General features: G+C 66.1%; 19 protein-coding genes. 8 read left to right on the top strand and 11 right to left on the bottom strand.

Features of this window, described 5'->3' with window-relative positions:
- Positions 1-200: 200 nt before the first annotated feature.
- Positions 201-1,598 (top strand): MFS transporter, encoded by a 1,398-nt coding sequence (locus BLU54_RS05595; protein ID WP_091905835.1) that lies wholly within the window; start codon positions 201-203, stop codon positions 1,596-1,598.
- 162 nt (positions 1,599-1,760) lie between these two features.
- Here the strand turns inward: BLU54_RS05595 and BLU54_RS05590 are convergent, their stop codons facing one another.
- Both BLU54_RS05590 and BLU54_RS05585 read right to left on the bottom strand, forming a co-directional pair.
- The gene (locus tag BLU54_RS05590; protein ID WP_091905833.1) at positions 1,761-2,507 is read right to left on the bottom strand and encodes an SDR family oxidoreductase; all 747 of its coding nucleotides are present in this window, start codon (positions 2,505-2,507) and stop codon (positions 1,761-1,763) included.
- 275 nt (positions 2,508-2,782) lie between these two features.
- Positions 2,783-3,880, bottom strand: a complete 1,098-nt coding sequence (locus BLU54_RS05585; protein ID WP_235837803.1) for an MFS transporter — start codon at positions 3,878-3,880, stop codon at positions 2,783-2,785.
- Positions 3,881-4,139: 259 nt separating this feature from the next.
- Here BLU54_RS05585 and BLU54_RS05580 point away from each other — a divergent pair, with 259 nt between their 5' ends.
- Entirely contained in the window at positions 4,140-5,141 is a 1,002-nt protein-coding gene (locus BLU54_RS05580) for a LysR substrate-binding domain-containing protein (protein ID WP_091905829.1), read from the top strand.
- A 202-nt stretch (positions 5,142-5,343) separates the two neighbouring features.
- On the opposite strand, the gene BLU54_RS05570 is transcribed toward BLU54_RS05580, so the two are convergent.
- From BLU54_RS05570 to BLU54_RS05535, 8 genes are all read right to left on the bottom strand, one after another.
- On the bottom strand, positions 5,344-6,006 hold the full coding sequence (locus BLU54_RS05570) for a response regulator (protein WP_091905825.1): 663 nt from the start codon (positions 6,004-6,006) through the stop codon (positions 5,344-5,346).
- A complete protein-coding gene (locus BLU54_RS05565) occupies positions 6,003-7,421 on the bottom strand; it encodes an ATP-binding protein (RefSeq protein WP_091905823.1) in 1,419 nt (472 codons plus the stop codon). The genes BLU54_RS05570 and BLU54_RS05565 overlap by 4 nt, the downstream gene beginning before the upstream one ends.
- Positions 7,422-7,505: 84 nt before the next feature.
- Positions 7,506-9,002: an efflux transporter outer membrane subunit gene (locus tag BLU54_RS05560; protein WP_235837802.1), complete on the bottom strand. Its 1,497-nt coding sequence runs from the start codon at positions 9,000-9,002 to the stop codon at positions 7,506-7,508.
- Entirely contained in the window at positions 8,999-12,100 is a 3,102-nt protein-coding gene (locus BLU54_RS05555; RefSeq protein WP_091905821.1) for an efflux RND transporter permease subunit, read from the bottom strand. The genes BLU54_RS05560 and BLU54_RS05555 overlap by 4 nt, the downstream gene beginning before the upstream one ends.
- Complete coding sequence (locus BLU54_RS05550; RefSeq protein WP_091905819.1) at positions 12,097-15,405, bottom strand: efflux RND transporter permease subunit; 3,309 nt, start codon at positions 15,403-15,405, stop codon at positions 12,097-12,099. Before BLU54_RS05550 ends, BLU54_RS05555 begins: the two co-directional genes overlap by 4 nt.
- Positions 15,402-16,727, bottom strand: a complete 1,326-nt coding sequence (locus BLU54_RS05545) for an MdtA/MuxA family multidrug efflux RND transporter periplasmic adaptor subunit (protein ID WP_091905817.1) — start codon at positions 16,725-16,727, stop codon at positions 15,402-15,404. The genes BLU54_RS05550 and BLU54_RS05545 overlap by 4 nt, the downstream gene beginning before the upstream one ends.
- Positions 16,728-17,147: 420 nt before the next feature.
- A complete protein-coding gene (locus tag BLU54_RS05540; protein ID WP_091905815.1) occupies positions 17,148-18,590 on the bottom strand; it encodes a nicotinate phosphoribosyltransferase in 1,443 nt (480 codons plus the stop codon).
- Between the two features lie 108 nt (positions 18,591-18,698).
- Positions 18,699-19,760 (bottom strand): bifunctional nicotinamide-nucleotide adenylyltransferase/Nudix hydroxylase, encoded by a 1,062-nt coding sequence (locus BLU54_RS05535; RefSeq protein WP_091905813.1) that lies wholly within the window; start codon positions 19,758-19,760, stop codon positions 18,699-18,701.
- A gap of 478 nt (positions 19,761-20,238) precedes the next feature.
- Between BLU54_RS05535 and BLU54_RS05525 the strand changes: the two genes are divergently transcribed.
- The gene (locus tag BLU54_RS05525; protein WP_091905808.1) at positions 20,239-21,225 is read left to right on the top strand and encodes a threonine ammonia-lyase; all 987 of its coding nucleotides are present in this window, start codon (positions 20,239-20,241) and stop codon (positions 21,223-21,225) included.
- Positions 21,222-21,605, top strand: a complete 384-nt coding sequence (locus BLU54_RS05520; protein ID WP_091905806.1) for a RidA family protein — start codon at positions 21,222-21,224, stop codon at positions 21,603-21,605. The genes BLU54_RS05525 and BLU54_RS05520 overlap by 4 nt, the downstream gene beginning before the upstream one ends.
- Positions 21,606-21,672: 67 nt before the next feature.
- Here the strand turns inward: BLU54_RS05520 and BLU54_RS05515 are convergent, their stop codons facing one another.
- A complete protein-coding gene (locus BLU54_RS05515) occupies positions 21,673-23,319 on the bottom strand; it encodes an IclR family transcriptional regulator domain-containing protein (RefSeq protein WP_091905804.1) in 1,647 nt (548 codons plus the stop codon).
- A 165-nt stretch (positions 23,320-23,484) separates the two neighbouring features.
- Here BLU54_RS05515 and BLU54_RS05510 point away from each other — a divergent pair, with 165 nt between their 5' ends.
- The 4 genes from BLU54_RS05510 (at position 23,485) to BLU54_RS05495 (ending at position 26,592) form a co-directional block, all read left to right on the top strand.
- Positions 23,485-24,291 carry an RraA family protein gene (locus tag BLU54_RS05510; RefSeq protein WP_091905801.1) on the top strand — a complete coding sequence of 269 codons (807 nt, stop codon included), beginning with the start codon at positions 23,485-23,487 and terminating at the stop codon, positions 24,289-24,291.
- A gap of 7 nt (positions 24,292-24,298) precedes the next feature.
- Complete coding sequence (locus tag BLU54_RS05505) at positions 24,299-24,733, top strand: nuclear transport factor 2 family protein (RefSeq protein WP_091905796.1); 435 nt, start codon at positions 24,299-24,301, stop codon at positions 24,731-24,733.
- Between the two features lie 61 nt (positions 24,734-24,794).
- A complete protein-coding gene (locus tag BLU54_RS05500) occupies positions 24,795-25,088 on the top strand; it encodes a Dabb family protein (RefSeq protein ID WP_091905793.1) in 294 nt (97 codons plus the stop codon).
- Between the two features lie 94 nt (positions 25,089-25,182).
- Positions 25,183-26,592, top strand: coding sequence for an MFS transporter (locus BLU54_RS05495; RefSeq protein ID WP_091906026.1), 1,410 nt, complete (start codon positions 25,183-25,185; stop codon positions 26,590-26,592).
- The last annotated feature ends 2 nt before the right edge of the window (positions 26,593-26,594 follow it).

The following is a 26,594-nucleotide window of genomic DNA, read 5'->3' as shown; positions in this document are numbered from 1 at the left end:
CAACGCAAGCCGCGCGTGCAGACGCCGCCGGCCATTCGAGCGTTGTGCCGCCGGTACAATCGATCGCGCCAGCCACGCTGCGTCTGTCCCGAGAGCGGGACCGCCCGTGACGAATGACGGGCGCAATGCGCCGCTGGCTCGGCGCACGACACGCGACCGAAATGTCCACGCACCGCGCGTAACCAGACAGCGAGACCCTCATGCACCGACGTCCTAGCGATGACTACCCCGTCGGCGCGGCCGGCCAAGGTCGCCCTGTCCGCGAGCGGTTGGCGACGATGGTCGCGATCTCGCTCGCCGTCGGCATGGCGAGCCTCGATTCGGCAATTGCGAATACGGTGCTGCCAAGTCTCAGTGCGCAGCTCGGCGTCGGCCCAGCGGCGGTGATCTGGGTGGTGACCAGCTATCAGCTCGTCATGGTGGCGGCCATGCTGCCGCTGGCTGCGCTGGGCGAGGCAGTCGGGCACCGGAAGGTTTTCACGGCGGGGGTCGTGGTGTTTACCGTGACGTCGTTCCTGTGCGGGATGGCGGATTCGCTTTCGAGCCTGGTGGCTGCGCGTGCCGCGCAAGGCATGGGCGCGGCGGCGATCATGGGGAGCAATACCGCGCTGGTGCGGTTGGCCTACCCGCCGGAGCGTCTAGGGCGTGGGCTCGGGCTTAACGCGCTGGTGATCGCGCTCGGACTGGCTGGCGGACCGGTCGTGGCCTCCGGTGTATTGGCGTTCACCAGTTGGCACTGGTTGTTCTATCTGAACGTTCCGCTCGGTGCGTGTGCGGGCTTGCTCGCCTGGCGGATGAAAGCGCCGCAGTCAGACGAGGGGCGTCGCTTTGATCTGGTCGCCGCGCTGCTCTGCAGCGCGGCGTTCGCGCTAAGCGTTCACGGCCTGGGCGCGCTGGCGCATGGCGGCATGAACGTTGTGATCGCGGCCGAGTGGGCGCTCGCGCTCTGCTGTGGCGCATGGCTCGTGCGTCGAGAACACGGGTGTGCCGCGCCAATTCTGCCGGTCGATCTGTTTCGCAACGCGCCGTTCGCGCTTTCCTCTGCGACGGCGGTGTGTGCGTTCACCACGCAAGGGTTGGCGCTCGTTGCCTTGCCCTTTCTGTTTCATACTGTGCTCGGGCGCAGCCAGACCGAGATCGGCATGCTCATCGCGCCCTGGCCGATCACTGGCGCGGTGATGGCGCCCTTTGCGGGCTCGCTGTCCGATCGCGTGCCGCCAGGTTTGCTCGGCGGGCTGGGGCTGTGTTGCCTCGCGGCCAGCATCGCCAGTCTGACATTGCTTGACGCGGACGCGAGTGCTGGCGTCATCATGCTGTGCACGCTGTTCTGCGGCTTCGGCTTCGGCCTGTTTCTGTCGCCCAATCAACGCATGCTCATGTCCAGCGCGCCGGCCGGCCGCAGCGGCTCCGCCAGCGGGGTGCTGGGTGTGACGCGTCTGCTTGGGCAGACGACCGGCGCTGCGCTGGTGGCGCTGGGGCTTTCCGCGTCGCTGCGCGCGGGCGTCGGCCCCGTGCTCTGGACGGGCGTTGGCTTCGCCGCCTGCGGCGCGGTGTTGAGTCTGCTGCGCCTGCTCGTGCCGCAGGGTCGAGTGCGTTGAGCGTCAAGGCGGCCGGCGAAGCGCCAGGCGGATCGACGGCGTGTGGTCACCGAGGGCGCCGGCGCCAACCGCAAGCACGCTTGCAGTCCGGCAGGACGCCGCGCCGTTGCAACCTGCAAGGGCCCGCGCGTCATGCGCGGCCGTCCGGCCCGCACGCCGCAGTCACTTGCCGCCGTTCACGTTGATGAAGCCGCCGGTTGCAAACGAAGCCTTGTCGCTGAGCAGCCAGATGATGGCTTCGGCCACCTCCTCAGGACGCCCCCCACGCCCCATCGGAACCGATGCAGCAACGCGCTCGACGCGGTCGGGCTCGCCGCCGCTTGCATGCATCTCGGTGTAGATCGGGCCGGGACGCACGCCGTTGACGCGAATGCCTTCGCGCGCCACTTCCTTGGCAAGGCCATACGTCATCGATTCAAGCGCCCCCTTGCTGGCGGCGTAATCGACGTATTCGTTGGGCGAGCCAAGCTGTGCCGACGAGGACGAGACATTGACGATGGCGCCGCCCGCGCCGCCTCGCCGCGTCGACATCCGGCGAACCGCTTCGCGCGAGCACAGAAACGGACCGATCGCATTCACCGCGAACATGCGCTGCAACCGTTCCAACGAAATGTCTTCGACACGGCTGTGGTGCGCGACGATCGCCGCATTGTTGACCAGCCCGACGATCGGCCCCAGGCGACGCTCCGCGCTCTCGAACAGGTCGATCACCTCGGCCTCATTGGCAACGTCCATTTTCACGGCGGTCGCGTTGCCGCCATCGGCCGTGATGCTGCGTACCACCGCTTCGGCCGCCTCGGTATCGGACCGATACGCGATGCATACCGCATAACCGTGGCTGGCGGCCAGCTTGGCCGTCGCCGCGCCAATGCCGCGTCCTCCTCCGGTGATGATCAGCGTGTTTGCCATAATGAATTCTCCAGTTCGGAAGAATGCGATGACCGTTCGCAGGCGCGCGGTGACAGACGACCGGAACGGGCCATGGCCGCGACTGCGCGCCAACGTTGATCGCCGCGTGCGGGCGCCGGCACCGGACGACACGGCGTGAAGGACAAGGGACGCCGCGCTGACGCAGCCCGTGTGTTGGCCTTCGACGCGCCGCTTCCTCGTGCGCCGTGTCGGGCAGCGTGCGGCAAGCGAGGCATCATACGGCGTGGCGGTCCTGTGCGCCCTTTGCCAGGCAGTCACGACCTGCGCTTTGGCGCGCCCGGCAGTCGCGGCCGAAGTGCCACGACGAGTGGTACGATGGCCAGCGCTGTTGCCGCGGTCGCGATTGTCGCGCCCTGCGCACCGATCCGGTCGCCGAGTACACCGTAGGCGACAGGTGACAGCGCGCCGGACGCGATGGTGCCAGTGTAGAACAGCGCAAAGGCGCGCTCGGTGTTCTCGAGCGGGGTCAGCTCTGGCACGGTGCCGTATAACACCGACGACGTACCATTCAGCATCATGCCGAGCACCGGTAGGACCGCCAACGCGGGCGCGAGCGGCAAGGCGATCAGCGCGACGATCAATGCGGCCGTGCCGCCTTCGGTCGCGAACACTGTGCCACAGACGCCGAGTCGGGCGCCGAGCCACCCGCACAGAAACTTGCCGGCCGCGCCGCCCATGAACACCAGTGCGAAGGCGGTGCCCATCATCGGTTGCGAAATGCCTTTCGCTTTCAGCAGGAAGGGCAGGAAGGTCAGCAAGCCCATGCGCACGGCCGTGTCGAGCACACCGATCGCGAACAGCAGCCAGAAACCGGCACGCGCGCTCCCGGCGGCGCGGTGCGACGCACGAGGCTGCGCTCGCGGCGCCAACGCCGGCGACGGGAGAAAAAGTGCGATCACGGCTGCGACCAACACGCCAAGGCCCGACATGGCCCACAGCGCATGGCGCCACGGCATGATCGTGATCATCACTGAGATTGCCGCGGGAAGCGCGGACTTGCCGAGGTCGCCTGCGAAGTTGTAGATGCTGAGCGGACCTCTTGCGTCGCTTCCATAGGCGCGCGACACGGCGCCCGAGGCGAGCGGATGTTGCGTGCTCGAACCCGCGCCGGACAGTGCAAGCGCGACGCACAAGCCGAACAATGTGCCCGACATTCCGGCAGCCGCGTAGCCGAGCGCGGCCAGCAGGGTGCCCAGCGCAAGCGTCGCACGCGTGCCCAGCGCGCGCGCCAGGCGTCCCGCCGGCAACTGAAGCGTCGCCATCGCGCCGGCATACAGGCCTCGCAGGACAGCGAGCGCGCCGAAGTTGAGTCCGAAGTCTGCCTGCCAGACCGGCAGCAGCGCGTAGATCATGTCGGTGTAGCCGTCGTGGAGCGCGTGTGCGCCACACGCCAGCCATAGCACACGTCTGCGCGGGCCGGCTGCCGATCCGGTCGCCTCGTCTGTGACAGTTGATGGTGGTGCGGCAGGGGAAAGGCGTGTCATCGGTGGTCAACTCTCGCATCTCGGCCTCACGGCCTGCGCGATGATCCAGAACAGCATCAGTCTAGGTTCCAGGGCAGCAGGGGACAACTGACGTAAAATCGACCCAGATGGGAGCTTAAGTCACCTCATGGTTCGCCACGACAAACCAGTAACCGACACCGAACATCTGCCGCCGCTGAATGCTTTGCGGCACTTCGAGGCCGTCGCCCGGCTTGGCAGCTTCGCTGCCGCGGCCAACGCGCTTCACGTGACGCACTGGGCGGTCGGCAAGCAGATTCGATTGCTCGAGGATTGGTTCGGCGTACCCCTGTTCGAGCGTCGGCCGCGCGGTGTCGTGCCTACCGACGAGGGCGTTGCGCTGCTTAACGATGTCAAGAGCGCGTTCGCGCGTTTGAGCAGTTCGGTCACGCAACTGCGCGGCGAGCCCGCGACGCGCCGAATCGCGGGTGTGGTCCGCGTGAATGCGCTGGCGAGCTTCGCGTTGTGCTGGTTGATTCCTCGGCTGGCTGACTTCGAGCGCCACTATCCGGATGTCGAGGTCCGCCTGTCGACCACGTCGCGCCGGCTGCGCTATGTCGGCGATGCGTTCGACGTGGGTGTGCGCTCCGGCCCGGAAGAAGCCACGGGCCTGCTTTCCACGCCATTGATGCCGGACGTGCGGCTGCCGGCGTGCAGTCCATCGGTCTTGCGGCGCAAGCCGATCGGCACTGTCGACGATCTGCGTGCGCACACCTTGCTTCATTCGGCAAGTACGCGCACGGCATGGTCGGACTGGCTGCGTGCGGCGGGCGCCCCCAGTCTGCAGGGCGCTCGCCACTTGCATTTCGATCACGTCTATCTGCAGTTGGGCGCGGCCAGCGAAGGACTCGGCGTGACGCTCGCTTCGCTGCCGTTGATCGAGCGCGAGATCGCGACCGGCCGTCTTGTATGCCCGTTGTCCGAACCTGCGTGGCGAGGACCGGACTACATGCTGGTGACAAACATCGAGCGCGCGCAGGACCGGGCGGTTGCCGCGTTCACGGATTGGATCGTCGGGATGGCCGCGGCCTACAGGGTTACCGCGTCGGGCGGACGCCCCGCTATCCGGATGCGCGGCGCCACTTCGCGCGCGACGCAGGCGCAGGGCTGAACCGCGCCGCCGGAATCGCTGGAACGGCGCCGAGCTGCGCTGGCAGGCGCCAGCGACGGCGAAGAAGCGACGGCAGAGAGGCGACGGCGTGGAATGCGACGCGGTCTGCGCCGCCGTGTTCAGCCGATCGGTCGACGTCGAATGCACGCACGCATGCATGCAAAGCCGCTTGCACCGCGACGGTCATGCGACGAAATACCGGTCAAATCTCCAGACAGTAGCCCACGCCATAGATCGAGCGGATCAGTTCGGTGTCCGGCGCCACCTGCTCCAGTTTGCGCCGCAGGTTCTTCACGTGGCTATCGACGGTGCGATCGGTTACGACGCGATAGTCCTCGTACAGGTGGTTCATCAACTGGTCGCGGGACAGCACGCGCCCCGGATGTTCGGCCAGCGCCGCGAGCAGGCGATACTCGACGGGCGTCAGGTCCAGCAAGCGGCCGTCGAGTGTTGCCTGCCGCCGCGCGTCGTCGATCAGCAGGCCGCGTGCGCGGGGATCGCTGCGCGCGCGGCGCAGCACGGCCTTCACGCGGGCCACCACTTCGCGCGGACTGAACGGTTTGCAGATGTAGTCGTCCGCGCCGGTTTCGAGCCCCAGCAGGCGATCGATCTCGTCCACGCGTGCTGTCACCATGATGACCGGTACGTCGGTGAAACCGCGCAGTTCACGGCAGACGTCGAGGCCGTTGCGCCCTGGCAGCATCAGGTCGAGAAGCAGCAGGTCGGGCGGCGCCTCGCGTACCGCCGGCACCACCGCAAGTCCGTCGGCCAACCATCTGACGCGAAAATCGGCTGCCTGCAGGTAGTCGGTGAGGAGGGCGGCGAGCTTGGGCTCGTCCTCGACGAGCAGGATGGTCTGGGTCATCGGTGCGTCGCTCCATCGTATGCCGGCAGGTCCAGCTGCAACCACAGCCCGCCGAGCGCCGACGGCTGCGCGCGCAGTACGCCGCCGTGGACTTCGGCGATGCCGCGGCAGATCGCCAGGCCCAGACCCGCGCCGCCGCTGCGGCGGTTGCGCGAGCCTTCGACGCGATAGAAGCGTTCGAACAGGCGGGGCAATTCCGCTTCGACGACAGCGGGCGCGGTGTCGAACACGTCGAGCAACACGCGCCCGCCTTGCTGCCGGGCCGCGATCCGAGTCTCGCCACCGGTGTCGGTGTACTTCAGGCTGTTTTCCAGCAGGTTGTAGACCAGTTGCGCGAGACGGCGTTCATCGCCGAGCACCCAGAGCGGCGCCTGCCCGCAGTCGAGATTCAGGCGCAGGCCAGCCTGCGCGTAGCGCCGCGACCAGCTCTCCACGGCGAGTTCCAGAAGGAATGCGAGGTCGACCGGCTCGCGCCGATAGGTTGGCCCACCCACCTCGGCCAGCGAGAGTTCGAACAGATCGTCGACCAGTTTGTTCAGCGAACCGACCTCCGTTTGCAGCGATTGCAGCCCTGCGCGATCGAGCGGCCGGATGCCGTCCTCCATCGCCTCCAGTTCCCCTTTCAAGACGGCCAGCGGCGTACGCAATTCGTGCGAGATGTCGGCCATGAACACGCGCCGCATGCGTTCGTTGTCCGCCAGGCTGCGCGCCATGCGATTGAAATCCCGGGCGAGCTGTCCAGCTTCATCCTCGGACTCCACCGGCACCTGGACGTCGTAGGCACCCGCGGCGAGTTGACGCGTGGCATCGGCGACGTGGCGGATAGGTCGCAGCAGCGTGCGCGTGATCCACCATGCGATGACCGCCGCGAGCATCAGGCAGACCAGTGCGATCGCGGTGCTGGAGCGGATCTGGGCGCGCTGAAAGCGCTGGTCGCCGGTGGCGGTGACCGCCTCGATCGGCGTGAGCGCCAGCCAGCCGACCGTCTGGCCGCGCGACCGGATCGACCTCAGCACCGGCCGCCGGCCATATTGCTCGAAGCCGATGACGAAGCGTTTATCGGCGTCGAGCAGCGAGATGCGCAGGAATGCGCCGGTCAGGTCGGAGACGGGCGGTGGCAGGCGCAGGTGCTCGTCGCCGGCCGGCCGGGCAGGGCGGGTCAGTTCGAACCAGGCATGCATTGCCTGGGGCGGATCGCCGCGCAGGAAACGCCAGTCGCCGTGCGCCGCGTACGCTGCCTCGAAGCGGGGCACCAGCGGGTCGAGACGGCCTTCCGCCTGTTCATTGAGATAGCCGATGAAGCCGCGCGTGAAACTGATGTAGGACGCGAAGGCCATCGCGGCCACCGCGAATGCACATACGGCAATCACGGCAAGAAAGACTTTGGTCGGCAGGCTGAGGCGAGGCAGTCGCATCGTCGGGGCGTTGAAGGCGCGCGGTCGCGGCGCGGTTTGCGCGTGCCGCGCGGGTTCTGTGGGGCTCACCGTTCGGTGTTCCGGTCAGCGCTGGCCAGCGCTTGCTTGCGAATCCCAGCCGCCGCCCAGCGCGGCGATGAGTTGCACGCTGGTGACCAGTTGCGTGCTCTGTAGCGTCAGAAGACTCTGTTGGGCGCTCAGCAGCGACGCCTGGGTCGTCGCCACGTCAAGATAGTCGATCATACCGGCCTCGTACTGATCCCGCGTCACCTCGGCGGATTCACCCGCCGCGGCCGCGGCGCGGCGTTGTGCCTCGATCTCCGGATCGAGCGTGCGCAGTTCGACCAGATAGTCCTCAACCTGTCCAAGCGCGGTCAACACGGTCTGGCGATAGGTGGCGACCTGGGCGTCATAGGCGGCACGGGCTTGCTCGACGCCCGCGCGCGTGGCGCCGAAGTCGAACAGCGTGCCGCTCAGGGTCGGCCCCACCGACCAGAAGCGATTCGGCAGCGAGAACAGACGGCTGAACACCGTGCTTTGGAAGCCGGCGCTGGCACTGAGCGTCAAGTCGGGGAAATATGCGGCGACCGCGACGCCGACCGCGGCATTGGCCGCGGCCATCTTGCGCTCCGCCTCAGCGATATCGGGGCGGCGTTCGAGCAGTTGTGTCGGCAGCCCGACCGGAATGTCGGGCAGACGCGGCACCCATGCCGCGTCGACCGCCAACGCGAAGTCCGCCGGGGGCTTGCCGATCAGCAATGCGATCGCATGTTCGAGCTGCGCGCGCTGCCAGACCAGATCGAGGCGGGACGAGCGCGCGCTTTCGAGCTGGTTGTTCGCCTGGGCGAGGGTGGCGCGCGACGCGATGTGCTCGTCGTACTTGTTGCGTATCACCGTGGCGTAGCGCTCGTAGGCGGCGATCGTCTGATCGTACAGTGCGATGCGGCGGTCCAGCCCACGCACCTGGAAATAGTCCTGCGCGAGTTCGGACTGGGCACTGAGCGTCGCATTCGCCAGTTCCGCCGCGCTCGCCGCCGCGCTGGCGCGGTTCTCCTCCAGCGTGCGCCGCAGCTTGCCCCAGATGTCGAGCTCCCAGCTAAGGCTTGCCGTGGCCGTATGCGCGTTGCTGATGCTGTCCGTAGTGCCGTACGCGCTGCTACGCGTGGCCGACGTCGCCGACCGGCTGCGCGTGCTCTGCAGCGACGCGGTCGCGCTGGGCAGCAAATCCGACTGGGAGGCACGGGCCAGCGCCAGTGCTTCACGGTAGAGCGCCGCGTAGTTCGCGACGTTCTGGTTGGACACCTGCACCTGGGCGAGCAACTCGGAAAGCGTCGCATCGCCGAAGGGCGCCCACCAGGCGCCCTTCGGGCGGTCATCTCCGGGCGTGGCCGCTTTCCAGCCGTCGGCCTCTTTGAAGGTCAGCGACACCGGTGCGTCGGGGCGTCGGTAGTCGGGCCCGACGGTGCAGGCGGCCAGCGTCAGGGCGGCGACAGCCAGCAGCGGCGCGGCCGCCGCGCGGCGCGGGCGGAAGGTCGACGGCAGCGGCGAGGTGGCGGCAAGGCGGTTTTTCATGATGCTCATACGGCGGTCCGGCGCAGCAAGCGGCGCCAGAGTACATTGGACGCGCTGCTCACGCGCGCGAGATAAAGGTAGACGACGGGCGTCGTGAAGAGGGTCAGCAGCTGGCTGACGGCAAGACCGCCAGCGATCGCCAAGCCCAGCGGACGGCGCAGGGAGGCGTCGCCGCCGGTGCCGAGTGCGAGCGGCAGCGCGCCGAAGAATGCCGCAAGCGTGGTCATCAGGATCGGACGGAAGCGCAGCCGGCACGCTTCGATGATCGCTGCTTCCGGGCTCATACCGCGTTCGCGCTCGGCGATCAGTGCGAAGTCGACCAGCATGATCGCATTCTTCTTGACGATGCCGATCAGCAACAGGATGCCGATCAGCGCGATGATGGTCAGTTGCGTGCCGGTCGCCTCGAGCAGCAGCAGCGCGCCGACGCCGGCCGACGGCAGTGTCGAGAGGATGGTCAGCGGATGGGCGTAGCTCTCATAGAGCACGCCGAGCACGATGTAGATGGCCGCGATCGCGGCTGCGATCAGCCACGGCATCTGGCGGGCCAGCGACTCGTAGGCTTTTGCGGTGCCCTGGAAGCCGGTTTGGACGGTGCTGGGCACCCCAATGCGCTGCAGTGCGTCGTCGATCGCGCGCTTCGCTTCGTCAAGCGACACGCCGTCGGCAAGATTGAACGCGATGGTGCTGGTGGCCGATTGGCCCTGGTGCGCGACGGACAGCGGCGCGTTGCCGCTGGCGAAGCGCACGAAGGCCGACAGCGGCACCTGCGCGCCGCTGCTGGTGACCACATGCAATTGCTGCAGGATCGCCGGATCGCTGGCGCGGGCGCTATCCACGCCCATGACCACGTAATATTGATTCAGCGTCCGGTATAGCGTTGCGACCTGCCGCTGGCTGAACGCGTTGTTGAGCAGGTTGTCGATGTCGGTGACCGTCACGCCGAGGCGCTTCGCCGCCGCGCGGTCGATGTCGAGCCGCACTTCCTGGCCGCCGGTCTGCGAGTCCGAATCCACGCTGGTGAGTTGCTTGAGTCCCTTCAGCGCGGCCTCGACGCGTGGCGTCCAGGCACGCAGTACGTCGAGATCGTCGGCTTGCAGGCTGAACTGATAGCTTGCGTTCGCACTGCGTCCGCCGATGTGCAAGTCTTCGGCCGGCATCATGAACAGTTGAATGCCCGCGTGCCGGCTGCCCGCCATGCCCAGGCGGTTCGCAATCTGTTGCGCGCTCGCCCGGCGTTCGGAGATGTCCTTGAGCCGCACGAAGAATTCGGCGGTGTTGCGGGAGCCGAACATGCCGCTGCCCGTCGAGGCCATTACCGCCGCCACGTCGGGGTCGGCCTTCACTTTCTGCGCGATTTCCAGAAGATAGGGTTTCAGGGCCTGGTAGGACGTGTTCTGGTCCGCACGGATCGCGCCCATCAGCACACCGGTGTCCTGGGGCGGGAAAAACCCCTTCGGTATCGCGATATAGAGATAGACATTGAGCGCGACGGTCAGCGCCAGGCTCAGCAGCGTCAGGCGCCGGTGCCGCATCGCCCAGCCGAGCGCCACCAGGTAGCCCGCCTGGGCGCGCGCCAGCCCGGTCTCGATCGCGCGATACACACGAGGCACGGGCGCGCCATGCGGCTTTGGACGAAGCGCGTACGCGCACAGCATCGGCGTCAGGCTGAGCGAGACGAACATCGAGATCACCAGCGCGACGCTCAGCGTCACCGCGAACTCGCGGAACATGCGACCGACGATGTCGCCCATCAACAGTAATGGGATGAACACCGCGATCAGCGACAACGTCATCGACAGCACCGTGAACGACACTTCGCGGGCGCCGACCAGCGCCGCGCGCAACGGGCGCATGCCCAGTTCCTGATGACGCGCGACGTTTTCCAAGACGACGATGGCATCGTCCACCACGAAGCCTGTCGCGACGATCAGCGCCATCAGCGACAGGTTGTCGAGGCTATAGTCGAGCACGTACATGACAGCGCAAGTGCCGATCAGCGAGATCGGCAACGCGACTGCCGGAATCAGCGTCGCACGCAGATCGCGCAGGAACACGAAGACCACCACGACGACTAGCAGGACCGCGATCAGCAGCGTTTCCTCGGTATCGCGCAGCGACGCACGAATGGTCGGCGAACGATCGATGACCGGCACGAGCGTGACATCGGCGGGCACGAGTGCCTGCAGCTGCGGCAACTGCGCGTTGATGGCATCGATGGTCTGCAGCATGTTCGCGCCGGCCTGCCGGGTCACGCCGATGGTGACCGCGGGCTGACCGTTGTAATAGCCGCTGACGTAGACGTCCTGCACCGAATCGTAGACGTGCGCGACATCGCCGAGCCGTACCGCCGCGCCGTTGTTGTAGCCGACCACCAGTTCCTGGTAGTCGCGAGCGCGGTCGAGCTGGCCGTTGCCGTCGATCGACCAGTTCTGTCCCTGCGTCTGCAACAGCCCTTTTGCGCCGTGCTGGGTGGCGTTGGAGACGGCTTGCCGCACCGTGTCGAGCGCGATGCCGGCCTGCGTCAGCTGTGCGGGCCTGAGGTCGATGCGCACGGCCGGCAACGAGCCGCCGCGTACCGACACCTGCCCGACGCCATCGACCTGGGCGATCTTCTGCTGCAAGGTGCTGGACGCCAGGTCGTACAGTTCGCCGGCGCTGCGGGTGGAGGAAGTGAGCGCAAGCATCACCACGGGCGCATCCGACGGATTGGCTTTCCGATAGGTCGGCAGGTTCGGCATGGCGCTCGGCAGCAGACTGCGGGCTGCGTTGATCGCCGCCTGCACGTCGCCGGCCGCGCCATTGATGTCACGGTCCAGATTGAATTGCAGGATCAGGCTGGTCGAGCCTTGCGAACTCGTCGAGGTCATCTCCGTCACGCCCGCAATCTGGCCGAGGCTGCGTTCCAGCGGTGTCGCAACGGTGGCGGCCATCGTCTCGGGACTGGCCCCGGGCAGGCTGGCGCTGACCATGATGGTCGGGAACGCCACCTGCGGCAGCGGCGCAACGGGCAACAGCTGGTAACCGAGCGCGCCGAGCAGCACCACCGCGAGGCTGAGCAACAGCGTCGCGACGGGCCGGACGATGAACAGGCGGGTCGGATTCATCGACCCTCCTCGCGGGTGTCATTGGCCCGGCCGTCCGCGCGCGTCGCCCGTGCCTGGCGCGCGGCGCGGCGCTGCGCGAGGCGGCGGCCCAGCCGTTCGCTGACGCCGTCGAACGCCAGGTAGATGACCGGCGTGGTGAAGAGCGTCAGCAACTGGCTGAACAGCAGGCCACCGACGATGACCAGCCCAAGCGGACGCCGCAGTTCCGCGCCCGAGCCGCTGGCGAACATCAGCGGCAGCGCGCCGAGCAGCGCCGCCATCGTGGTCATCAGGATCGGCCGCAGGCGCAACAGGCTGGCGCGGTGAATGGCTTCTCGCGCCGAAAGCCGCAGCTGTTGCCGGCCTTCCAGCGCGAAGTCGACCATCATGATCGCGTTCTTCTTGACGATGCCGATCAGCAGGATCACGCCGATCAACGCGATGAGGCTGAACTCGGTGCCGGTCAACAACAGCATCAGCAGCGCACCGATCGCGGCCGACGGCAGGGTGGAGAGGATCGTCACCGGATGGATGTAGCTTTCGTACAGTACGCCAAGCACGATGTACATCACCGCCACCGCGGCCAGGATCAACCAGAGCGTATTGCTCGACGCGCGCCCGAACGCATCCGCGGCGCCTTGATAGCGAAGCGTCGTGCTGGTCGGTGCGTGCACTTCGGCGACCGCTGCCGCAATCGCCTGCTGTGCCTGTTCCAGTGAATAACCGTCCGCGAGGTTGAAGGAGACGGTGACCGCGGGAAACTGGCCAAGACGCGACTGGGACAGCGCGCCCGTGCGCTGTTCGATGCGTGCAATGCTGGTCAGTCGAACCAGCGTTTTGCTGGCGGTCGAGGTGCCCGTGCTGGAAGTGCCGGTGCTCGAGCCCGAGCTGGCGGTGGTCGTGCTGCCGGATGTCCCGCTGCTCGATGTGCTGCCCGTGCTGCTGCCCGTGTTGCTGGCCGACGTGTTGCTGGATGAGGTGTTGCTGGATGAGGTGCTGCTGGCGGCGACATACACGTCGTCGAACGCCGCCAGGGACGACTGGAATGCGCCGGGTACCTGCAACACCACGCGGTATTGGTTCGCCTGGGTGAAGATGGTCGAGATCAAGCGCTGCCCGAACGCGTTGTACAGCGCTGTATCAACGTCCGACGCGGAGATGCCGTAACGCGCGGCAGCGGCCCGGTCCAGAACGACGTTGGCCACCAGGCCCTGGTCCTGCAGATCGTCGATCACGTCGCGCAGTTCGGGCCGGTGTTGCAGCTTTTCCATCAAGCGCGGCAGGACCGCGGCAAGGTTCGCGCTGTCCGCGTCGTCCAACGTGAATTGGTACTGGCTCGGCGTGACCTGGTCGTCCACGGTCAGGTCCTGTGCGGCCACCATGTTCAGCGAGATCCCGGACACCTGAGCGCTGGCCTGCTTGAGCCGCGCGATGATCACGCCCGCGCGGTCGTCGCGCTCGTCGAACGGCTTGAGCTGGATCTGCAGGCGGCCGTTGTTCAGCGAGCCGTTGCTGCCGTCGACGCCAATGCTGGACGCGACCGACGCCACCGCCGGATCCTTCAGGATCTGGGTGACGAGGGCCTGCTGTCGGCGCGCCATCTCGCTGAACGACACGTCCTGCGAGGCGCGGCTGAAGCCGGTGATCTGCCCGGTGTCCTGGGTTGGAAAGAAGCCCTTCGGCACCCAGAGGTAAAGCAGCGCGGTCAGGACGACCGTGGCGAGCGCAACGATCAGCATCAGCGTGCGGTGATCGAGGACGCGAGTGAGCAGCCGGTCGTAGCCTGCGATCAGACGCTCGAACTGGTGTTCGCCCCATTGCGCGAAGCGGCTCTGCCGCTCCAGTGGCACGTGCTGGAGCAGGTGCGCGCAGAGCATCGGCGTCAGCGTCAGCGAGACGAACATCGACACCAGGATCGCGACAGCCAGTGTGATCGAGAATTCGCGGAACAGACGCCCCACCACGTCGCCCATGAACAGCAGCGGAATCAGCACGGCGATCAGCGAGAAAGTCAAAGAGATGATCGTGAACGCGATCTCCCTGGAGCCCTTCAGTGCCGCCGCCAGCGGCGTTTCGCCTTCCTCCAGGTGACGGGCGATGTTTTCGACGACGACGATCGCGTCGTCGATCACGAAGCCGGTAGCGATGGTGAGCGCCATCAGCGTGAGGTTGTTGACCGAAAACCCGGCCAGGTACATCACGCCGAAGGTGCCGACCAGCGACAGCGGCACGGCCAGGCTCGGAATCAACGTTGCGGTGAAGTTGCGCAGAAACAGGAAGGTGACCATCACCACCAGGGCGATCGACAGCACCAGTTCGAATTGCACGTCATGGATCGAGGCGCGGATCGTGTCGGTGCGATCGGTGAGAATCGTCAGCTTCACGGTGTCGGGCAGCGCCGCCTGCAACTGCGGCAGTTGCTTCTTGATCGCATCGACCACGCCAATCACGTTGGCGCCCGGCTGCCGCTGGATGTTGACGACAATCGCCGGCCGGCCGTTCGCACTGGCCTGCAGATAGGCGTTCTCGGCGCCCTCGCTGATCGTGGCGACGTCCTTCAGCCGCAATGCGGCCCCGCCTTCGTAGGTGAGGACCAGTTCGCCGTATTCGGCCGCATCGCGCAACTGGTCGTTCGCATCGATCGTGATCGAATGGTGCGGACCGTCGAAGCCGCCTTTCGATCCGTTCACGTTGGCCGCATTCACCACGTCGTAGACGTTCTGCAGCGACAGGCCGTGCGCGCCGAGGGCGCGCGGATTCGCTTCGATGCGGATCGCCGGTTGCTGGCCGCCGGCAAGGCTGACCAGGCCGACGCCCGAGATTTGCGACAGCTTGAGCGCGACGCGCGTGTTGACGAGATCCTGCACGCGCGTCAGCGGCAAGGTTTCCGACGTGGCGGCGAGGGTCAGTACCGCCGTGTCGGCGGGATTGACCTTCTTGTACGTCGGCGGATTGGGCAGGTCGGTCGGCAGCAGGCTGTCCGCGGCGTTGATCGCCGCCTGCACCTCCTGTTCGGCCACATCGAGCGAGAGGTCCAGGCCGAACTTGAGCGTGATGACCGAGGCCCCGGCCGAACTGGTCGAGTACATCTGCGCCAGACCGGCCATCTGGCCCAGTTGCCGTTCCAGCGGCGCGGTGACGGCGCTGGCCAGCACGTTCGAACTGGCGCCGGGGTAGAGCGTCGTGACCTGGATGGTCGGGTAGTCCACTTCCGGCAGTGCGGAGGTCGGCAGCATCCGATAGGCGACGATGCCCGCGAACAGGACCGCGACCATCAGCAACACGGTAGCGACCGGGCGCTGGATGAACAGGCGCGACGGATTCATCGGAGACCGCCGCTCGTGCCGCTCGTGCCGCCCGTGCTGTCAGTCGCGGCCTTGCCCGCGCTTGCGCTGTCGGCCTGGGCGCCGCTGGCCGCATTGGCCGTAGCCGCTTTCTCGACCTGCACCTTGCTGCCGTCGCGCAGGTGATCGATGCCACGGGTCACGACGCGCTCGCCGTTCTTGACGCCGGCACTGATGGCACTGCGGTCGCCAAGGGTCGGTCCCACGGTGACGGCGCGACGCACCACCTTGTCATCGGCGCCGACGACGTAGACGAAGCTGCCATCGCTGCCGAGCTGCACGGCCGCGCTCGGCACCACCACCGCGTCGTGCAGCACATCGGTGCGAAGCTTCACGTTGACCGACTGATTCGGGAACAGTTTCTCGTTGGGATTGGCAAACAGCGCCTTGAGCTTGATTGTGCCGGTACTCGTATCGATCTCGTTGCTGATGTATTTCAGGCTGCCGGTGGCAAGGGCCGCGCCGCTCAACTGGTCCAGCGCCTCGGCGGGGAGAGCCTGGCCCTGACGCACACGGGGCACCAGCACATCGATGTTCGCCTGCGGCACACTGAAGGTGACGGCGATCGGGTCGGTCTGCGTCACCGTCACGATGCCCGTCGTATCGCTGGCGTGAACCATATTGCCCGGATCGGTCAGCCGCAAACCCACGTAGCCGTCGATCGGGGAGACGATGCGCGTGTAGTCGACGTTGAGCCGCGCCGACGCGATCTGCGCCCAGTCGGATTGGACCGCGCCCTCGTACTGTCCAACGGTGGCGGTCTGCGTGTCCAGGTCCTGCTTGGCCAGCGAGTCTTTCTCGTAAAGCCGGCGATAACGTTCGAGCGTGAGGCGGGCGCCATTGAGCTGTGCCTGATTCTGCGCGAGGGCGCCCTGATATTGCGCGAGGGTGGCCTGATAGGCACGCGGATCGATCTGGGCGAGGAGCTGGCCTTTCTTCACGCGCTGGCCCTCGGTGAAGAAGACCTGTTGCAACTGGCCATCGACGCGGCTGGTCACGGTAACCGTGTAGTTCGCCGCCACCGTGCCGAGCGCCGTCAGATACACCGGCACGTCGGCCAGCCGCGCGGTGTCGACGGCGACGGTCACGGTGCCGCCGGCGCCGCCGGGCCCCGGACCGCGCGCGCCGCCGCCGCCCTGTGGGCCGGCGGTCGACGAGGCGGCATCGGCACCACTGCCGGCCGCCTTGCCGCCCGCTTGCCCGCCCGCATGGGCGTGCAGGGAACGATACAGCCAGAGACCGCCCGCGGCGGCGACAAGAATCGCAATGAGAACGATAAAGGAGTAGGTGCGATTTCTCGACATGGAAGCTTCGATGGTGGAGGCGCTGCCTCGAAGCTAAGGGGGGAATGTGCAAGAAATATGGAGGCCGCGCCGGTAACGCCGCGTTGGCGCCGCCCTCCGCCGCCCTCCGCCGCCCTTCGACGCCCTTCGACGCCCTTCGACGCCCTTCGACGCATCTCGCATCCCGCTGGCGCAGCCCGGCAAGCGACGGAGCAAGCGGCGCGGCACGCTTTCGGATTGCGCCAGCGGGCGGGTGGGAGTCGGTTGCAGGCGCGTCTGCAGGCGCGTTTGCACGCGATTCCGCGCTATGGTCAGCCGCGTCTCAGCGCGATGCAGCTGACCGGCGCGGTGCGACGAAGCCTCCCGCAGTGGCGGCTACCGCAGCGCCTGCAAGGGCCAAGCGGCTCAGGCCGAGGCTCAGGCAGAGGCTCAGGCAGAGGCTCAGGCAGAGACGACTGCAGCGGCGTGGGCTCGCGCGCGGATCGCCGCAAAGGTATCGTCGACCAGCAGCCGGCCACTGTCGAATACCTCGACCAGTGCATCCTCCCAGTCGCGCTCCAGCGTCTGGTCGTCCCACTGCAGCGGCAGTTCGGCCGTGCGGTAAGCGCCGGTACGTCGATTCCGCAGCAGTGTCAGTCGTCCTTTCTTCGAGCGCTTGCCGGTGTCGGTGACCGGATCCTTGCACACGCCTTGCCAGACCTCGCCGAGCCGGATGGCGGAACACTTCATCGCAAAACGCTGCGTGTCGCGATTGAGCTGTTGCAGCAGCGCGCCGCCCATGCCGAACACGAGATTGTCGGCGGCGTAGCCCGCCTCGGCGAGCGCGGCGAGCAGCGTCTCGATGGTCTGTGCGTTGATGCCGTCGCCCTGTATCACGCGCACGTGCCGCAGCACGCGATAGCCCTTGCCGTTCGGCTCGGCGCCGAACGTGGCATCGAGCGCGCGCAAGGTGCGCAGCACGATCTCGCGGGGGGCGCCCGAATCCGGCCGCACCACCAGCACGGCGCCGGAATCGATCACTTCCTGACGCAAGGCGGTGCCCCACAGGTCGAGCGCCGCGAACAGGTCGTAGGAGTCCGATACCACTGACACGATGGCGCCAGGGCGGCCGAACTGCCGCAGCATGTTGCGATAAGCGTCTGCCTCGCGCTCGCGGCCCCAGGCGGTGATGGTGCTGTGTTCCGCGGCCGGTACCGAGAACGCGGCCATCGTCTCGTTGTAGTAGCGGTTGGCTGCAATCACCCCCAGCACCGTGTCCGAGCCGCTGAAGCTCACCAGGTGGGCTGCGCCACCGATCGCCGACGATTCCGTGCTGGAGACGCCGCGTGCGCCGAAGTCATGCAACTTGAACGGCAGTTGCGCCGGATCGTCGCTGGTGCGGTCGAGATAGCCGGCGATGGTCCGCCGCAGGTGCCAGCTCTGCGTGGCGACGGTCACCGGATACCAGATGCGCAGCAGCATCGTTTCGAGATAGGAGGCCAGCCAGAACACCTCCGGATCGTCGCTCTCGACCGTCATCAGCACATTGTGCGTCGGTACGACGGTGCCCTCCGGTACCGCGCGAATCCGCACCGGCAGGTAACCGCCGTATGTCGCCACGATGTAGCGCCAGCCCGCTTCGTTGAAGGGCTCGCCGTGCACGGCGAAGAAGTCGCGCGCCTCGTCGATCATGCGATCATCGATCGGGCGGCACAGATACTCCTTGAGCAACATCTGCAAGCCGAAGAAGACGGTCTCGTCGAAGCGGCCGCCGCGCGACTCGACGTACGAAAACATGCCGGTCGCCTCCGGCGGGTATTGCAGGAAGTGCGATGCCTTGTACGAATCGGTATTGAGAATCGGATTCGACAGAATGGACGCCAGGGTGCTGGTGTTGCTTTGCATGGCTAGAACTCCTCTAGGCCGCGAAGGGCCGGCGGGTCTGTCCCACCGGCAGGGCGGCAAGCAGTCGGGCGTGGCATGCGTCCGGGAACAACCCGCACGCGCTCGACCTCAAAGCTTGCCGAGAAAGTGATAGGCGATGTCGAAGTGGTCTTCGTACATCACATCGCGCATCTGCGCGAACGTGTTCAGCGGCACCCAGCGCGCCTTGTCGGCATCGTCGCCGCCCTTGATACGGGGCAGTTCGCCCACCGCGAAGCTGAACAGGAACGCATGGGTGATGGTGCGGCCGCGCAGCGAGCGGTCGGGGTGGTCGAACACCTGCCGGTCGCGCAGCGAGCCCCGGATCACGGGTTCCGGCAGCTTCAGGCCGGTTTCCTCGCGCAGCTCGCGGATGCAGCCCGTTTCAAGCCGCTCATCCTGGCCAAGGAAGCCGCCCGGCAGCGCCCACAGACCTCGCCCCGGCTCACTGCGCCGACGCACGAGCAGGATGTGCCCGGAATGAACGACGACCGCGTCGACGGTCACGAACGTCACCGGATAGGGGGCAGCCGCCCACGCCTTGCGATAGCCGGCGATGAATTCCGCCTCGGCCTTGAGCTGGGCGAACGGGGCCGTGCCGCGAAACGCGTGCAGCCATTCGTTGACCGGCGCGGAGACCGCCCAGGTCACGAAACTGTTGTTGCGCTCGGCGAAGAACTGCTCACGGATTTCCGTCGCCGAAATGTCTTCGGTAGCAGGAACCTCCACCCGTTCCCATTGCGGAAACATCCGCAAGTACTGCGACGAGTCGTCCTTTTCATGGCCGATCAGGCCAATGCGATGCCGGCGCGTGCTATCGTCCGCACGGGTGTCGGCTGCCGCACAGCTGCGCGACACGGCATCCTGCACCCGGCGCAGCCAGTCGCCGTCGTTGTAGATCGAATCCTGCACCGGTTCGATGCGCACACGTGCTCGCTCGGACGCGTCGAGCACGGATTCGATCATCTGGCGGCGTTCGTCAAACGAGAACGGATCCTTGATCGTGCGCGGGCGGTTGGCGGAGCCAACCAGAACGAAAACCTGGGACGACAGATCGAGTGCGCGACGCAGCACGTCGAGGTGTCCGCGGTGCAAAGGCTGGAAACGGCCGATGAAAACGAGCGCGTCGTAGCGCGTCGGTGATTGGCTCATGAGGCTCCCTCAAGAGTGATGTCGCGGCAGGTCTGTCCCGCCGCCGTGTTTTGATGATACTGCGGAGCGGAGGCCGCGTCAAAAGCGATGATGATCCTGCTGAAGGTGCTGCTGGCTGCCAGCCTGACGGTGGCGATACCGCTGGGTGTGTCGTGGCTGCTCGTATGGTTGCTGCCGCATTGGGCGAGGCGACGGCTGCCGCACCGCTAGCGCTGCCACGCGGTCCGCGATCGGCACGTGACCGAGCGGGCCTCGACCTCAAGCGAGTGACGCGCCGGACCGACGGCACGCGCCCGCTGTCGCCCTGGCGCATGCGGGCGACGGCGCGTCGCTTCGTCATGCGATGGAAGGGCGCAAACCATCATGTCGTCCCGCAATTTGAGACACGCGCAGCTGCGACGTGCGTGCACGGTTGCAGCGGCGCGCATGCGTTCGGACAATGCGAGGATTGCAAGCTTCGCGGCGAACGAGACTCGAAATGACTTTCGGCACTGCGGATCTGACGTTGCGCCATGTACAGGACGCGGCGACTCGGATCCGACCCAGCATCACCCGCACTCCCGTTGTGACATCGCGCGCGCTGAACGCGCGTCTCGGTGCGGACGTCTTCTTCAAGTGCGAAAATTTCCAGCGCACCGGCGCGTTCAAGATGCGCGGCGCGTCGAATGCGGCGGCACGGCTATCGTTCGAGGAGCGCGCGCGCGGCGTCATCTCGTATTCGTCCGGAAACCATGCGCAGGCACTGGCATTGGCCGCGTCGTCGCTTGGCATGCCGGCGGTCATCCTGATGCCGTTGGATGCGCCGCCGTCGAAGATCGCTGCGACGCTGGGCTATGGTGCCGAAGTGGTCCACTACGATCGGTATCAGGATGACCGCTTCAAGTTGTGCGCGGATCTGGCGGCGCGTCGTGGACTGGTGGAGATTCCGCCGTGCGAACACTTCGACGTCATGGCGGGTCAGGGAACGGTCGCCCTTGAGCTGCTGGAGGACGTGCCGGACCTCGACGCGCTGCTGGTACAGGTCGGCGGTGGTGGCCTGATCTCCGGCTGCGCGACGGTGGCGAAGGCGCTGCGACCAAGCTGTGACGTGGTCGGTGTCGAGCCGTGCGAAAGCGACGACGCGAAGCGCTCGCTCGCCGCGGGCACGCGCATCACGATACCGATGCCGGTCACCATCGCCGACGGGCAGGCATCGGGAAGCCTCGGCGAGAAGACGTTCTGCGTCATCCAGCGGCTCGTCGACGACATCCTGCTGGTTGACGAAGCACAGATCAAGGATGCCATGCGCTTTCTGTTCGAACGCATGAAACTGGTGGCCGAGCCAAGCGGCGCAACGACGCTGGCGGCGCTGATGACGCACGCGGCGCGCTTCAGGGGCAAGCGGGTAGGCGTGGTGATTTCGGGCGGCAACATCGCGATCGAGCGATTCGTAGCCCTGTTGGACTGCGGGGCAAAGGAACAATGAAACGCGTCGTTGAAACCGATCGCGCCCCACGACCACGCTTCAAGTACGCGCAAGCGTGTGTGCATGGCGGACTGATCCAGGTGGCCGGCCAGATGGGGCTGACTGCCGACCGGGTACTGGCCGGCAGCGACGTCGGCGCGCAGACCACACAGGCGCTCCACAACATCGGCGCGATCGTCGAGGCCGCGGGTGCGCAACTTGACGACGTGATCATGTACCGCGTCTATCTGGCCGAGGAAAGCCTTTTCGCGGAGATGAACGCGGCCTTCGAGCGCTTCGTGCGCGAACCGTTTGCAGCGCGCACCACCGTCTACGTGGGCTTGCCCAAGGGATATCTGGTGGAGATCGACGCGTTGGCCGTGCTGCCGGCCGCGCGATGAGCATGCCGCTGCGTCGCCCTGTTGCGCCGATCGACTGGTTCAGCTGAGGCGACGGGCGTATGTCCCGTCACCGCGCTGACGCGGAATCGACAAGCGTGGATGCGGTGCGCGGCGCGCCGGTCTCGTCGACTTTCATCTGCAGCAAGTGCCCCGAGAGCGGCGCACTGTTTAGTGTCTCCCTGGACAAGGCGTGACGGTCACTGGTGAGATAAAGCATCGAAAGATCCTTGCCGCCGAATTCGATGTCGACGGGTGAGGGCACGGGGACACCCATCAACCGTTCGAGATTGCCGCTCGCCGAGAACTGCGCAACGCTCCAGCCGTCCTTAAGCGTGGTCCAGACGCCGCCTCGGCTATCCAGCACCAGTCCCGCGAGATGGCCTGAACCCTTGGCCATCTGTGCGAAGCGCCGAACCACCTTGCTGCCGGGCGACATGAGGAAGATGGTGCCGCTTTGCGGCGCCAGCGCGTACAGCGACGTGCCGTCGTGATGCCACGCAAGTGCGCTGATCGGCTCCGAGATGCGCCATACGTCGCTTGCTTCGCCGCCCTCGGCGTCGACCGGGCCGATGCGATAAGCGTCTGCGTCGTGGCAGGCGCCCCAAAGCACGCCATCGGGGCCCAGACACAGGCACTCCGGGGCTGCGCCATGCCACGCGTGCAATGCGCCTGCCTTGCCATCGACTCCGACCAGAGACCACCCCTCCGCCTGCGCGACGATAACACCATCCTCATGCAACTCGAGGGCGATGATCGGCGAGCTCGCGCTGGTCAGAATGCGATCGCGCTCGCCATCGAAGAAGTGGACCGCCGGCGCAAGGGTATCGGCCCAGAACAGACCCTGCCGCGGGCCGGACCAACGCGGAAATTTCCCGACGAAAGCCCAATCATGCGTCACCGGTCGGATCGTTTCCTCCGCGCGTACCGGTTCATGCACGGCGAGTTGGCTACCGACCCGCCGCGCCGCGCCAGCCACCTCGGGTCCGAGCAGGTCAAGACGCTGGCGCGTCAGGCGGTAGGCGGGGCCAGCGACGCTCAGCGCGCCGCGCACGAGGCCGTTGCTGTCGATGATCGGCGCGGCAACGCAGCGGATGCCGGTGACGATCTCTTCATCGTCGATCGCGTAGCCTCGCGCCTTGGTGGCCCGCAGCTCCGCTTGCAGTTGCCGACGATCCGTCAAGGTCTGCGGCGTCAAGGGAGTCATCGTCAACCCCTTCAGGATGCTTTCGCGATGCTTCTCGTCCAGCGAGGACAGGATGGCTTTGCCTTGCCCGGTGCAGTAGACCGGCTTGCTTCGCCCAAGCGCCGCGGCCGAGCGGGTCACGTGGGCGCCGTCGCAGCGTTCCAGCGATAGCACCTGGTCGCCGTCGAGGACGGCCAGGTAGGACGTCTCACCCGACAGATCGCGCAACGAACGCAATTCGAAACTGGCCGATGCGACCAGATCGGGTTCGAGGTACGCGTTGCGTACCAGTTCAAGGAAACGGAAGCCGAGGCGGTAGACCTTGCGTACCGGATCACGGCGCACCATGCCGCGTGCCACGAGACTCGCAACGATGCGGTAGAGCGTGGTCCGGGGCAGTGGGACCGCTTCGGCCAAACGCGCCTGCGACAGCCCGTCGGGCGCATTGCCGATCGCGTCGAGCACATCGAGCGCCTTTTCGAGTGCGCCGGTTCCGTCGCCGAGGTTTTTCCCGTCTTGTGGGATTTTCATCTATTTCTGTTACAAAGCCAGCGTTCTCGATTCCCACAACGCCGCATAAAATTCGACTTCAATACAGCGGCGCCTTTCCTGAAGTTCCGTATGTTGGGAATGATAGGCGACTTGAATGTTCGTGTCATCCCGAATTCCGGGATTGTCTACGTCGGAGACACATCAATGGCAATCCACCAGTACGCCGATTCCTACGACAACAGCGCCAATCGCGCCGTTCATGTCAGCGATGAAACGCTGGAAAAACTCGCGCGGTGCAGCAGCGGTTCGCTGACCACCCAGCTGTTCAAGCGGGGCTTCCGCCAGCCTGCCTTCGTCGGCCTGCGTGCCATCGCGAAGGACACCAAGCCATTTGCGGGCCGCGCGTACACGATGCGCTTCATTCCAGCGCGCGAGGATATCGATACATACGGCACGATGACGACCAAGCCCAATGGAGACAACCTGCAGTGGCAAGGCGTCGAGCAGGTGCAGCAAGGCGACGTGCTGGTGATCGACAGCCGGAACGACCCGAGCGCCGCGTCCGCCGGCAACATTCTGGTCACGCGGCTGTTGGCGCGCGGTGCGCGCGCAATCGTGACGGACGGCGCACTGCGCGACGGCTCCGAGATTGCCCAGTTGCCCCTGCCAGCCTATGCACGCGAAATCACCGCGACCACCCGAATCTCCTACCACCACGTCGCCGACCTGCAGGTGCCGATCGCATGCGCGGGCGTGGCGGTGTACCCGGGCGACATCATCGTCGGCGATGCCGATGGCCTGACCCTGGTGCCCGCGCATCTTGCCGAGGAGTTGGCCGACGTGTGCCTGGAACAGGACGACATCGAGCACTACCTTGCGATGCGCATTGCCGCGGGCGAAGCGCTGTGGGGCGTCTATCCGCCCAGCCCGCAAGCGGTGGGGGCCTATCACGACTGGGTTGCGTCGGGCCGTCCGCCGATCCCGGCCGTCTTCGGCAAGCCGCAGGAGTAACACCGACATGCACAAACACGAGCAGACAATCCGACGCTATTTCGATGCCTGCAATGAAGCGGACTTCGACAAGCTGGTCTCTTGTTTCACCCCCGACGCGGTCCATTACTTCCCGGCGGGTTTGCCCGAGATCCCGTGGCGTGGCGCCGAAACCATCGCCGCGAAGTGGGTCTGGTGCGTCGACACGTTGGGGTCGCAATGGACGATCGAGAAGGTGCTGGTCAGCCATGACAGCGACGAAGCCGTGATCGAGTGGACCCACTGGAAAAGCAAGCTCGGCACCGCGCTGCGCGGCGACGAGTGGTACGTCTTCGACAAGGCAAGCGGCCTCATCAAGGAGATTCGCGCCTATTACGCGGCGCCGGCCGACAAGGAGGCGCGGATCAACGAACTGGTCGAATTCGACTATCCGGGCCGTGGCTACCATCTCGAACCGCGCTGACGCGCGGCGTGCCCGCATTCCGGCACGGCCGACCGGCAGATAAGAAAAGGATGAACGGGCAATGATGAAACATATCGTGATGTTCAGGCGTCTGCCGGGCATCGAGAAGAACGAGGCGTTGGAGCGGGAGCTGGTGGGCCGGATGACCACGCTCGACCAGCAGATCGACTTCGCGCGTGATTGGCGCGTTGCGGCCAATGAGCTGGATCGGCCGATCTGCTGGGACTACGTGCTCGAAGCGACTTTCGACGACGCGCAGGCCGTGGCCCGCTACCTCCCGCACCCCGCTCACGCTGCGTTGGTCGCGGACCTGAAGCAGTACTTCGAGTGGGTTGCCGTGGACTACACGCGCTAGGCGGCAGCACTGCTCGACCGCGGCACTTGGGCTGCACTGGTCGGGCGAATATAAACGCTCTGCACAGCAGAGACGAATAAGCATGGAGACAAGCATGGCGAACAGAGAGCGGTATGTTGCGACGAACGCCGACCACGGCGCTGCGGCGGAAGTTGCGCCCGACGTCGCACCGCGACGCGAATTTGCCGGCAAGACCGGCTATCGCTTCGTGATCCTGGCGCTGATCACCATCGTCCTGGCGCTCAGTTCCGGCGACCGTGCCGCCATCTCGGTCGCCGGCTCCGATATGAGCAAGGAACTCGGCATCAGTTCGATCGAAATGGGTTATCTGTTCTCGGTCTTCAGCTGGGCCTACGTCATCTTCCTGATTCCGTCGGGCTGGCTCAGCGATCGCCTCGGTTCCAAGAAATCGATGACGGCCGCGATCGTCGTCTGGTCGATTTTCACGATCGGCATGGGGCTGGTTCATTTCGTCGGCATGATCGTGCCGCTGCTGCTGGCCTTGCGTTTTCTTCTGGGCGTGGCGGAGTCGCCGGTGGGACCCGCATCGACGCGCGTGATCGCGGCGTGGTTCCCATCGTCGGAGCGCGGCATGGCTGGCGCGATCTTCAACAGCGCGCAGTACATCGCACTGGCACTGTTCACGCCGTTCATGGGATGGCTGTGCTACACATTCGGTTGGGAGTACGTATTCATCGTGATGGGGGTGGTCGGCTTCGGCATCGCGCTTGTCTGGTGGCTCAACTACTACCTGCCGGTGAAGCATCCGAAGATGAACGCCGCCGAACTCGACTATATTCGCGCCGGTGAAGGGTTGGTCGACCTCGAAGGCAAGGCGGTCGCCGAGATCGACGGGACGAAGAAGACGATTGGCCTGGCTGGAATCGGCATGCTGTTCAAGAGTCGGATGCTGATCGGGATGTTCATCAACCAGTATTGCGTGAGTGCGATCAGTTGGTTCTACGTCACCTGGTTCCCGATCTATCTGGTCAAGGAGCGCGGTTTCACCATCCTGTCGGCGGGCGTCATCGCCTCGGTGCCGGCGTTGTGCGGCCTGATCGGCGCGGTCTCGTCAGGCTTCTTCTCGGACTTTCTGCTGCGTCGCACCAACTCGCTCACGTTTGCACGCAAGACGCCGATCGTGACCGGCGTGCTGCTCAGCTCGACGATGATGCTGTGCAATTACGTCGACGCGCAGTGGATGGTGATCTCGATCATGAGCCTTGCGTTCTTCGGCAAGGGCTTTGGCAACCTGGGCTTCAGCGTGGTCGCCGACACGGCCCCGCGCGAGATGGTCGGCATGACGGGCGGCGTCTTCAACGCGGTCGGCAACACGTCCGGGATCATCACGCCGGTGGTCATCGGCTACCTGCTGCATTCGAGCGGCTCGTTCAACAGTGCGCTGCTGTATGTCGGCGCGCATGGCCTGCTCGCCGCCTTCGCCTATCTCGTCATCGTCGGCAAGATCCGGCGTCTCCATCTGAGCGACATCTCGCATGCCTGAGG

Origin of the sequence: Chitinasiproducens palmae, from assembly GCF_900095735.1 — a bacterium.
Taxonomy (GTDB): domain Bacteria; phylum Pseudomonadota; class Gammaproteobacteria; order Burkholderiales; family Burkholderiaceae; genus Chitinasiproducens; species Chitinasiproducens palmae.
Note: the sequence above shows the minus strand (reverse complement) of the source record. Positions and strands in the feature narration are given on the sequence as shown.

Coding starts and splice junctions, on each gene's coding strand:
- BLU54_RS05595 (WP_091905835.1), top strand. CDS start 201: ATGCACCGACGTCCTAGCGATGACTACCCCGTCGGCGCGGCCGGCCAA.
- BLU54_RS05590 (WP_091905833.1), bottom strand. CDS start 2,507: ATGGCAAACACGCTGATCATCACCGGAGGAGGACGCGGCATTGGCGCG.
- BLU54_RS05585 (WP_235837803.1), bottom strand. CDS start 3,880: ATGATCTACGCGCTGCTGCCGGTCTGGCAGGCAGACTTCGGACTCAAC.
- BLU54_RS05580 (WP_091905829.1), top strand. CDS start 4,140: ATGGTTCGCCACGACAAACCAGTAACCGACACCGAACATCTGCCGCCG.
- BLU54_RS05570 (WP_091905825.1), bottom strand. CDS start 6,006: ATGACCCAGACCATCCTGCTCGTCGAGGACGAGCCCAAGCTCGCCGCC.
- BLU54_RS05565 (WP_091905823.1), bottom strand. CDS start 7,421: ATGCGACTGCCTCGCCTCAGCCTGCCGACCAAAGTCTTTCTTGCCGTG.
- BLU54_RS05560 (WP_235837802.1), bottom strand. CDS start 9,002: ATGAGCATCATGAAAAACCGCCTTGCCGCCACCTCGCCGCTGCCGTCG.
- BLU54_RS05555 (WP_091905821.1), bottom strand. CDS start 12,100: ATGAATCCGACCCGCCTGTTCATCGTCCGGCCCGTCGCGACGCTGTTG.
- BLU54_RS05550 (WP_091905819.1), bottom strand. CDS start 15,405: ATGAATCCGTCGCGCCTGTTCATCCAGCGCCCGGTCGCTACCGTGTTG.
- BLU54_RS05545 (WP_091905817.1), bottom strand. CDS start 16,727: ATGTCGAGAAATCGCACCTACTCCTTTATCGTTCTCATTGCGATTCTT.
- BLU54_RS05540 (WP_091905815.1), bottom strand. CDS start 18,590: ATGCAAAGCAACACCAGCACCCTGGCGTCCATTCTGTCGAATCCGATT.
- BLU54_RS05535 (WP_091905813.1), bottom strand. CDS start 19,760: ATGAGCCAATCACCGACGCGCTACGACGCGCTCGTTTTCATCGGCCGT.
- BLU54_RS05525 (WP_091905808.1), top strand. CDS start 20,239: ATGACTTTCGGCACTGCGGATCTGACGTTGCGCCATGTACAGGACGCG.
- BLU54_RS05520 (WP_091905806.1), top strand. CDS start 21,222: ATGAAACGCGTCGTTGAAACCGATCGCGCCCCACGACCACGCTTCAAG.
- BLU54_RS05515 (WP_091905804.1), bottom strand. CDS start 23,319: ATGAAAATCCCACAAGACGGGAAAAACCTCGGCGACGGAACCGGCGCA.
- BLU54_RS05510 (WP_091905801.1), top strand. CDS start 23,485: ATGGCAATCCACCAGTACGCCGATTCCTACGACAACAGCGCCAATCGC.
- BLU54_RS05505 (WP_091905796.1), top strand. CDS start 24,299: ATGCACAAACACGAGCAGACAATCCGACGCTATTTCGATGCCTGCAAT.
- BLU54_RS05500 (WP_091905793.1), top strand. CDS start 24,795: ATGATGAAACATATCGTGATGTTCAGGCGTCTGCCGGGCATCGAGAAG.
- BLU54_RS05495 (WP_091906026.1), top strand. CDS start 25,183: ATGGCGAACAGAGAGCGGTATGTTGCGACGAACGCCGACCACGGCGCT.